9 protein-coding genes are annotated in these 10,134 nt (G+C 63.2%); 5 read left to right on the forward strand and 4 right to left on the reverse strand.

The window, feature by feature from the left end:
• The 4 genes from xdhC to uraH all read right to left on the reverse strand — a co-directional run.
• Window positions 1–704 (reverse strand): xanthine dehydrogenase accessory protein XdhC (xdhC, locus tag EOA22_RS13890; protein ID WP_127390031.1); only part of this gene is annotated, 704 nt, incomplete at its 3' end.
• Window positions 705–778: 74 nt separating this feature from the next.
• Entirely contained in the window at window positions 779–3,133 is a 2,355-nt protein-coding gene (gene xdhB, locus EOA22_RS13895; protein WP_063169823.1) for a xanthine dehydrogenase molybdopterin binding subunit, read from the reverse strand.
• Window positions 3,133–4,614, reverse strand: a complete 1,482-nt coding sequence (gene xdhA, locus EOA22_RS13900) for a xanthine dehydrogenase small subunit (RefSeq protein ID WP_063169822.1) — start codon at window positions 4,612–4,614, stop codon at window positions 3,133–3,135. Before xdhA ends, xdhB begins: the two co-directional genes overlap by 1 nt.
• 3 nt (window positions 4,615–4,617) lie before the next feature.
• Window positions 4,618–4,992, reverse strand: a complete 375-nt coding sequence (uraH, locus tag EOA22_RS13905; protein ID WP_013528242.1) for a hydroxyisourate hydrolase — start codon at window positions 4,990–4,992, stop codon at window positions 4,618–4,620.
• A 203-nt stretch (window positions 4,993–5,195) separates the two neighbouring features.
• Here uraH and puuE point away from each other — a divergent pair, with 203 nt between their 5' ends.
• The 5 genes from puuE to EOA22_RS13930 all read left to right on the forward strand — a co-directional run.
• Window positions 5,196–6,614 (forward strand): allantoinase PuuE, encoded by a 1,419-nt coding sequence (gene puuE, locus EOA22_RS13910; protein WP_063169821.1) that lies wholly within the window; start codon window positions 5,196–5,198, stop codon window positions 6,612–6,614.
• A gap of 10 nt (window positions 6,615–6,624) precedes the next feature.
• The gene (locus EOA22_RS13915; protein WP_024501939.1) at window positions 6,625–7,488 is read left to right on the forward strand and encodes a bifunctional allantoicase/(S)-ureidoglycine aminohydrolase; all 864 of its coding nucleotides are present in this window, start codon (window positions 6,625–6,627) and stop codon (window positions 7,486–7,488) included.
• Complete coding sequence (locus EOA22_RS13920; RefSeq protein WP_013528245.1) at window positions 7,485–7,991, forward strand: ureidoglycolate lyase; 507 nt, start codon at window positions 7,485–7,487, stop codon at window positions 7,989–7,991. Before EOA22_RS13915 ends, EOA22_RS13920 begins: the two co-directional genes overlap by 4 nt.
• Complete coding sequence (locus EOA22_RS13925; protein ID WP_013528246.1) at window positions 7,988–8,581, forward strand: nucleoside deaminase; 594 nt, start codon at window positions 7,988–7,990, stop codon at window positions 8,579–8,581. Before EOA22_RS13920 ends, EOA22_RS13925 begins: the two co-directional genes overlap by 4 nt.
• A gap of 82 nt (window positions 8,582–8,663) precedes the next feature.
• Window positions 8,664–10,134: CocE/NonD family hydrolase (locus EOA22_RS13930; protein WP_127390032.1), on the forward strand; the 1,471-nt coding region annotated here is incomplete at its 3' end.

Here is a 10,134-nt window from a genome sequence, read left to right on the forward strand (position 1 = left end):
CCGTCCGCCGATTTCAGGAACCAGGTCCTGAACGTCGCTTTCTTCGTCTTCGAGCCGATCATGCCGACATAGGCGGTGTCACCGCGTTTCAGCGCTTCCGCGACGATCAGGAAATCCAGCGCATGATCGTGGGTCAGGATGGCGAAGGCGGCGCCGGCGGGGGCATTCCGCACCATCGCTTCCGGCATAGCTGTCAGCCGTGTCTCGATGGTTTCGGGCATGCCTTCCAGTGCTTCGGCCCGCGTCTCGATGACGACGCCGTGCACGGGAAGAAGTGCGATCGCCGATGCCAGCGCCTGGCCGACATGGCCGCCACCGAAGATGTAGACGTACGGCAGGTGCGCCTCTTCGGCTTCGGCGGCCGCAACCAGGTCGCCGGCAAGCGCAGCATCGACGAGCCGGATCAAGACTTCGACGCGCCCGCCGCAGCATTGGCCGATCTCGGGACCCAGCGGGACGTCTAGGGTGGCGCAGACTTCGTCAACCTCGATGCGGGCTTCTTTGCCCAACATCTGCCTGGCCTTGTCGATCGCCATATATTCGAGCTGACCGCCGCCGATGGTGCCAAAGATCGCCGTCGGCGAGACGAGCATGAAGGCGCCCTTCTCGCGTGGCGTCGAGCCTTTTGTTCCGGCCACTTCGACCACGGCAACCCGACCGGCGCTGGCGAGAAAGGCTTTCAGGCTTTGCACTTTCGAGTTCATGGTTCACGTTCCCGAATGGGAAATATAGGTTTTTTCGGCCCGGATTGCACGCATTGCCGACCCTGGGGCCGGATTCAGGCGCCGGCCTCTTTCTTCAGCCGCTCGATCGCCATCAGAACCCGCTCCGGGGTCGCCGGAGCATCGAGGCGCGGGCAGATCCTGTTGTCGGCGACACTGGCCACCGCGTCCGATAGCGCATGCAGCACCGACATGCCGAGCGGGAACGGCGGCTCGCCGACCGCCTTGGAGCGGTGGATGGTTGGCTCGCCGGCTTCCGGCCAGTCGGCCAAGGTGACATTGAAGATCTTCGGCCGGTCGGAGGCGAGCGGGATCTTGTAGGTCGACGGTGCATGCGTGCGCAGCCGGCCCTTGGCGTCCCACCACAGTTCTTCCGTCGTCAGCCAGCCCATGCCCTGGATGAAGCCGCCTTCGATCTGGCCGATATCGATCGCCCGGTTCAGCGAGCGGCCACAGTCATGGAGAATATCGGTACGCTCGACCATGTATTCGCCGGTCAGCGTGTCGACCGAGACTTCCGAGCACGAGGCGCCATAGGCGAAATAATAGAAGGGGCGGCCCTCGCCCTTGTCGCGGTTCCAGTGGATTTTCGGCGTCTTGTAGAAACCAGCCGCCGACAGCTGGATGCGGGCCATATAGGCCTGCTTGACGAGGTCGGCGAAGGCGATTTCCTGGTTGCCGATACGCACCCGGTTGGGCAGGAACAGCACCTGATCACGCGGCACCTGATATTTTTCGGCGGCGAAATCGGTCAGCCGATCCTTGATCTGGCGCGCGCCATTCTGCGCCGCCATGCCGTTGAGGTCGGAGCCGGACGACGCTGCCGTAGCCGAAGTGTTCGGCACCTTGCCAGTCGTTGTCGCGGTGATCTTCACCTGGTCGAGATCGATCTGGAACTCTTCCGCCACCACCTGCGCCACCTTGACGTAGAGGCCCTGCCCCATCTCGGTTCCGCCATGGTTCAGGTGCACCGAACCGTCGGTGTAGACATGCACCAGCGCGCCGGCCTGATTGTAATGCGTGGCGGTGAACGAGATGCCGAACTTGACCGGCGTCAGAGCCAGGCCCCGCTTGATGAAACGGCTGTTGGCATTGAAGGCCGATATTTCACGCCGCCGCCGCGCATAGCTCGCGCTTTGCTCAAGCTCGGCGACGATGCGCTGGATGATGTTATCCTCGACCGTCTGGTGGTAGGGCGTGATGTTGCGGCCCCCCTCGCTACTGGTGCCGTAGAAATTCTTCTTGCGGATTTCGAGCGGATCCTTGCCGACGGCAAAGGCCACCTCGTCGATGACGCGCTCGGCGCCGACCATGCCTTGCGGGCCGCCGAAACCACGAAAGGCGGTGTTCGACACGGTGTTGGTGTAGAGCGGCGCCGACTGCGCATGCACAGCCGGCCAGAAATAAGTGTTGTCGCAATGGAACAGCGCGCGATCGGTTACCGGGCCGGAAAGGTCCGACGAAAAACCGCAGCGCGCCGCGAACATGAAATCGACGCCGAGGATGTTGCCCTCGTCATCGAAGCCGACCTCGTAATCGACGAGGAAATCATGACGCTTTCCGGTGGCGATCATGTCGTCGTCGCGGTCGGGCCGGATCTTCACGGCGCGGTGGTGCTTCTTCGCGGCGATCGCGGCCAATGCGGCAAACTGATTTCCCTGCGTTTCCTTGCCGCCGAAGCCGCCTCCCATGCGGCGGATTTCCACCGTGACGGCATTGCTCGGCACGCCGAGCGCATGGCTGACCATGTGCTGGACTTCGCTTGGATGCTGGGTCGAGGAATAGATGGTGACGTCCTGATCCTCGCCAGGAACGGCCATGGCGATATGGCCTTCGAGGTAGAAGTGTTCCTGGCCGCCGATGCGCATTCTTCCCTTTAGCCGGCGCGGCGCCTGACGGATCGCCGTAGCGGCATCGCCGCGCTTCAGAGTGAGAGGCGGCGTGACGAGCTTGTCCTTCTTCGGATCGAGCGCGCCGATGTCGGTGACGAAAGGCAATTCCTTGTATTCGACCTTTGCCAATCTTGTGGCGCGGCGCGCCTGCTCGCGAGTTTGCGCAATAACGCAGAAGATAGGCTGGCCGTAGAATTGCACCTTGCCGTCGGCAAGCACCGGCTCGTCGTGGCGGCCGGTCGGCGAAATGTCGTTTTCGCCCGGCACGTCACTGGCCGTCAGCACGTCGACAACGCCGGGCGCTGTACGCACCGCCGAGAGATCCATGCTGGTGATGGTGGCATGCGTGGCACCGGAAAGCCCTAGGCAGCCATGCAGCGTGCCTGATGGTTCCGGCATGTCGTCGATGTAGACGGCGGTACCGCTGACATGTTTGTGCGCGGAATCGTGGCGCTGATCGGTGGCGACGCCGCCAGCGATCTTTTCAGCCTTGAGGTTGGGGGCAGCGTGCTTGTTCATCATGCCGCCTCGTGCCTTGAAACCTGGACCGGCTCTCTGGTGCCGCTGCTCTCGGCAAAAAAGCGCAGCAGCAGGTTTTTCGCTGCCAGGGCGCGATATTCGGCCGAGGCCCGCATGTCGGTCAGCGGGGTGAAATCCCTGGCATATTCGGCCATCGCCGCTTCAACCGTCTGTTCGGTCCATGGCTTGCCGAACAGCGCTTTTTCGACGGAAGACGCCCGCTTCGGCGTCGCCGCCATGCCGCCATAGGCGATGCGCACCTCCGCCACCGTGCCGTCCTTGGCCAGATTCAGGAAAAACGCGCCAAGGGCCGCGGTAATGTCCTCGTCGCGACGCTTGGTGATCTTGTAGACGGCAAACTTCGTTTCCTTGGCCGGCACCGACACATGCACGGCCTCGACGAATTCACCCGGCTGCCGATCCTGTTTGCCGTAGGCGATGAAGAAGGTTTCCAACGGGATCGTCCGCTGCTTCTTGCCCTTGCGCAAGGTGAGACTTGCGCCAAGCGCGATCAATGGCGGTGGCGTATCTCCGATCGGCGAGCCGTTGGCGATGTTGCCGCCGATGGTGCCCATGTTGCGCACCTGTTCGCCGCCGATGCGATCGAACAATGGCCCCAACGCCGGGATGCGCTTCGCCAATGTCGCGAAGGCGTCAGTGTAGGTGACGCCGGCGCCGATCGAAATGACGCCCTTGTCTTCCGAGATGGTGCAAAGCCCGTCGAGATCGCCGATGAAAATGGCCGGTGAAATATCGCGCATGTGCTTGGTCACCCACAGGCCGACATCGGTCGAGCCGGCCACGATGGTAGCGCCGGGTTCCTTGTCCAGCACGGCGGCGAAATCGTCGACATCGGCCGGCACGACCAGCCGCGCCTTGCCGGTTCCGATCTCGACCCGGGCGCCGTCACGCATGGCCTCGAGCCTCGCGGTGATCGCCTTGCGTTCCGTGGCCAGCGGGTCCTTTGCCGCCTTGCCGTAGCTGGAGATGGCATGCGCGGCGCGCATGATCGCCTCATAGCCGGTGCAGCGGCAGAGATTGCCTTGCAAAGCTTTTTCGACATCCGCGTTCGAGGGATCAGGCGACTTCATCCACAAGCCATAGAGCGACATGACGAAGCCGGGCGTGCAGAAGCCGCATTGCGAGCCGTGGAAATCGACCATCGCCTGCTGCACCGGATGCAACTGGCCTGGCCCGCCACGCAGATGCTCGACCGTTACGACGTGTGTGCCGTCGAGCGAGCCGAGGAAGCGGATGCAGGCATTGACGCTTTCATAGACCAAGCCGCCCTCCGACAGCTTGCCGACCAGCACGGTGCAGGCACCGCAGTCTCCCTCGGCACACCCTTCCTTGGTGCCGCGCAGCGAACGGTCGAGCCGCAGCCAGTCGAGCAAGGTCGCGTCGGGTGCCACCGACGAAAGCGCCACATCCCTGCCATTGAGAATGAAGCGGATTTCGTTGCGGATGCTAATTTTGGTCATGCCTCAGCTCCCCCTGTAGGTCGAGTAACCGTAGGGCGAGACCAGCAGTGGCACATGATAATGCACAGGCTCGGCCATGCCGAAGCGGATCGGTATCACATCGAGAAAGGCCGGTTTCGGCAGGCTCAACCCCTGCTGGCGCAAATAGTCGCCGGCGGCGAAGACCAGTTCGTATTCGCCGGTGCGGAATTCCGCGCCGGCGAGCAGCGGCTTGTCGCAACGGCCGTCGGCATTGGTGAGAACGGTCTTCAGATGTGTCCGCGCCTTGCCCTCGAGGTGATAGAGCGCGATCGACAGTCCCGCCGCCGGCTTGCCGGTCGCCGTGTCGAGGACATGGGTCGTCAGACGCCCGCCGTCGGCTTTCGACGTTTCTGCCATTGGCCGCCTCCCATTTCCGGTACGAGCGAATTGGCCCGGTACGGTCAAGTATCAACAGTGAATTGTGCGCCAATTAAAGGCGATGCATAAGTCCCGGTCGAGCGGAGTGCGACAAAAACACTTTCAAAAATTTTCGGGGGAATGCGAGAAGCACCCTTTCGATATTCTGATCATACTTCGGGCCGTGCCCGGCGGGAGGGACGATGCGTTACAGCAGAGACATGCGTGGCTACGGAGCCAATCCGCCGGACCCGAAATGGCCTGGCGGTGCACATGTCGCCGTGCAGTTCGTCGTCAATTACGAGGAAGGCGGCGAAAACTGCGTGTTGCATGGCGACAAGGCGTCCGAAGCCTTCCTGTCGGAAATCGTCGGCGCGGCACCCTGGGTGGGTCAACGCCACTGGAACATGGAATCCATCTACGAATACGGCGCCCGCGCCGGCTTCTGGCGGCTGCTCCGGCTGTTCACCGAGTCGCAAGTGCCGATCACCTGCTACGGCGTCGCCACAGCGCTCGCCCGTTCGCCGGATCAGGTAGCGGCCATGCAGGACGCCGGCTGGGAGATCGCTTCGCACGGCTTAAGATGGATCGACTACCGCGACCACAGCGCCGAGGATGAGCGCCGCGACCTCGAGGCGGCGATCAAGCTGCACTACGAAGTGACCGGCGCGCGCCCGACCGGCTGGTATACGGGTCGCACATCGATCAACACGGTGCGGATTGTGGCGGAAGAAGGCGGCTTCGACTATGTGTCGGACACCTATGACGACGAGCTGCCGTACTGGTTCGAGCATGAGGGCGGCGCGCAGCTCATCATCCCCTATACGCTCGACGCCAACGACATGCGGTTCGCCACGCCGCAAGGTTTCAACTCGGGCGACCAGTTCTTTGCCTATTTGAAGGACAGCTTCGATACGCTCTATGCCGAGGGCAAGGCCGGCCGGCCACGCATGATGAACATCGGCCTGCACTGCCGCCTCGTCGGGCGGCCGGGCCGGGTGGCGGCGCTGAAGCGCTTCGTCGACTATGTGAAGTCGCACGACAAGGTCTGGCTGGCGAGGCGCATCGACATCGCCAAGCACTGGCAAGAGGTCAATCCTTATCAACCGGCGGCACTCCGCCCATCGAAGATGGAATTCGAGACCTTCGTCCACACTTTCGGCGGCGTGTTCGAGCATTCGCCCTGGATCGCCGAACGCGCCTACGAACTGGAACTAGGCCCGGCGCATGACACTTCGGGCGGCCTGCACAATGCGCTTTGCCGTATCTTCCGCTCCGCCAGCGAAACCGAGCGGCTTTCGGTGCTCAACGCCCATCCCGACCTTGCCGGCAAACTGGCCAAGGCCAAACGGCTGACGGCGGAATCGACCAGGGAACAGGCCTCGGCCGGCCTCGACGCGCTGACCGACAAGGAGCGCGAACTGTTTTCCAAGCTCAACGCCGCCTACGTCACCACCTTCGGCTTCCCTTTCATCATCGCGGTGAAGGGAAAGACGAAGGGGGAAATCCTGGCGGAGTTCGAGGCGCGCATCGGCAACAGCCGCGGCGTCGAATTCGAGACCGCCTGCAAACAGGTCGAGCGCATCGCGCTGCTCCGCCTCAAGGACATGCTTCCGCAATAGGTTTGAAACCATGGATACGATCAGGATGCCCGAGCGAACCTATTACGCGCCACATGGCGGTCATTCCGGCCAGAACGAGCTTCTGACCGGCCGCGCCGTCTTCACTGAGGCCTATGCCGTCATTCCCCGGGGTGTGATGCAGGACATCGTCACCAGTGCGTTGCCGTTCTGGGACGAAACCCGCGTCTGGATCTTGTCGCGACCGCTATCGGGTTTTGCCGAGACGTTCTCGCAATACATTGTCGAGGTCGCGCCCGGCGGCGGCAGCGATCGGCCGGAACCCGATGCCGGCGCCGAAGGCGCTCTGTTCGTGGTCGAAGGCGAACTGACGGTTCTGCTTGCCGGCAAGACGCATGTGTTGCGGCCCGGCGGCTTTGCCTTCCTGCCGCCGGCCAGCGGCTGGACGGTTCGCAACGAAAGCAGGGCCGCCGTGCGCTTCCACTGGATTCGCAAGGCTTACGAGGTGGTCGACGGTCTCGATGTGCCGGAAGCCTTCTTCACCAATGAGCAGGAGATCGCGCCAACGCCGATGCCCGGCACCGAAGGCCGCTGGGCGACGACGCGGTTCGTCGATCCGGCAGATTTGCGCCACGACATGCACATGACCATTGTCACGCTGGAACCCGGCGCGGTCATTCCCTTCGCCGAGACCCATGTCATGGAGCACGGTCTCTATGTGCTGGAGGGTAAGGCCGTCTACCGCCTCAACCAGGACTGGGTCGAGGTCGAGGCCGGCGACTATATGTGGCTGCGCGCCTTCTGCCCGCAGGCCTGCTATGCCGGTGGCCCGGGTAAATTCCGCTATCTGCTCTACAAGGACGTCAACCGGCACGCCAAGCTCGGCGGCGCCGGCATCGCAAGGCGCGCGCTGTGACCCGTATCGTCGCGCGGCCGCTGACCCGCGAGGGCTTTGCCCCCTTCGGCGATGTCATCGACATGGGCGGCGACAACCACTACCCGATCAATGGCGGCAGGGCCGAGCGCTATCATGATCTGGCTACCGCCGAAGCAACCGGTCCGAACGCCCGCGTGCTGATCTCGATGGTGCGCGGCACGCCCTACGAATTGCCCCTGAAATTGAGCATGGTCGAGCGCCATCCCTTCGGCAGCCAGGCCTTCATCCCGCTCTCGCCGCGCCCCTTCCTGGTCGTCGTCTGCCATGACGGGGAGCAGGGGCCGGGCGAGCCGCATGCCTTCATCACCGCACCCGGACAAGGCATCAATTACCGGCGCAATCTCTGGCATGGCGTGCTGACGCCGCTCGGCGAGGCTCAGGACTTCCTGATCGTCGACCGTGGCGGCGATGGCTCCAATCTCGAAGAGTTCCATTTCTCGCACGCCTACGAGATCCACTTGCCCAACGAGAGCCTCCTGTGACCGATATTTCACTGATCGACCGCCTGCTCGATGTGATCGAGCACGACATCGTGCCGAAGACGGCCGACGGCGTTACCTATGGCAACAAGCTGTTCGGCGCGGCGATCCTGCGCAAGGACGACCGTTCGCTGGTGCTGGCTGAAACCAACAACGAGATGGAAAACCCGCTCTGGCATGGCGAGGTCCACTGCCTGAAGCGTTTCTACGAAATGCCCAGGGCTGAGCGCGTCGATACGAAAGACGCCATCTTCATCGCCACGCACGAACCCTGCTCGCTGTGCCTGTCGGCGATCACCTGGACCGGCTTCGATAATTTCTACTATCTGTTCAGCCACGAGGATTCGCGCGACAGCTTCGCCATCCCGCACGACCTGAAGATCCTGAAAGAGGTCTTCACCCTCGATCCCGGCGGCTACAATGCCGAGAATGCCTACTGGAAGAGCTTTTCTATCCGCAGGCTGGTGCGAGCGTTGCCCGAGGCAGAGCGGCGACGGCTGGAGACCCGTATCGGCGCGATTTCGGCGCGCTACGATGAATTGTCCAACATCTATCAGGCGAACAAGGACGATAACGATATCCCGCTGAACTGACGCGGATTGACCAGCCGAATTCGTTGGCTGGCCCACGACGCGGCACGGCAGGCTCCATCATCTGGCGATCCTGGAGCATGCCATGAAAACCGTCACCGAATTTGCCCGCAAAATCGTCGAATTCCCGGACATGGGCATCGTCATGCCGGATGGCTGCCGCCTGTCGGCGCGGGTGTGGATGCCGGAGGATGCGGGCGACGATCCGGTGCCTGTCATCCTAGAGCATCTGCCCTACCGCAAGCGCGACGGCACCATCTTTCGCGATCAGCTGACGCATCCTTATTTCGCCGGCCACGGCTATGCCTCGATCCGCGTCGACATGCGCGGCAATGGCGATTCCGAAGGGCTGATGGACGACGAATATTCCGAGCAGGAATTGCAGGACGCCTGCGACGTCATCGCCTGGGCGGCAAGCCAGCCCTGGTGCAACGGCAATGTCGGCATGATGGGCATTTCCTGGGGCGGCTTCAACTGCCTGCAGGTGGCGGCCAAGCGGCCGCCGGCGCTGAAAGCGGTGATCAGCCTGTGCTCGACCGTCGACCGCTATGCCGACGACATCCACTACAAGGGCGGCTGCCTGCTGATCGAGAATTTCGGCTGGGCCTCGACCATGCTGTCCTACTCGTCGCGGCCGCCGGATCCGCTTTTGGCCGGCGACAACCGGTGGCGCGATCTGTGGCTGACCCGGCTGGAGAACCAATCCTTCCTGGCGCCGCTGTGGCTGAAACACCAGCACCGTGATGCCTACTGGAAGCGCGGCTCGATCTGCGAGGATTTTTCCGCCGTCAAAGCCGCCGTGCTGTCGATCGGCGGCTGGCATGACGGCTACCGCAACACCGTCTCGCATCTGGCGACCAACATCCAAGCCCCGGTCAAGGGCATCGTCGGGCCATGGATCCACAAATACCCGCACTACGCCGGGCCCAAGCCTGCCATCGGCTTCCTGCAGGAGGCCTTGCGCTGGTGGGACCGCTGGCTGAAGGGTGTCGACACCGGCGTCGAGGCCGACCCGGCCTACCGCGCCTATGTCATGGACAGCGTGCGTCCGGCGCGCTGGCACCCCGAGCGTCCCGGCCGTTGGGTGGCGGAGCAGGAATGGCCCTCGCCAACCATCAAGATGCAAACGCTCGATCTGATCTCCTCAACGGAAAAACCCGCCATCATCGCCTCTCCGCAAAGCTGCGGCCTGGCCGGCGGCGAGTATTTTCCCTTCACCTTCGGTCCCGAACTGCCCGGCGACCAGCGCCCCGACGATGCGCTGTCGGTGTGTTTCGACCAGCCGGAACTCAGCGAGCCGATCGACATCGTCGGAGCGCCGGAGGTCGAGCTGCGGCTGTCCTCTGATCGTCCGCAGGCCAACATCGCGGTCCGGCTTTGCGATGTGCATCCCGACGGCGCCTCGGAGTTGATCTCCTATGGCGTGCTCAATCTGACGCACCGCAATTCGCACGAATTCCCCGAGGCGCTGGTGCCGGGCGAAACCGTCTCGGTGCGCGTCGTGCTCGATCAATGCGCCTATCGTGTGCCGGCCGGCCACCGGCTGCGTGTTGCCG

The organism is Mesorhizobium sp. M7A.F.Ca.US.014.04.1.1, from assembly GCF_003998745.1.
Classification (GTDB): domain Bacteria; phylum Pseudomonadota; class Alphaproteobacteria; order Rhizobiales; family Rhizobiaceae; genus Mesorhizobium; species Mesorhizobium ciceri.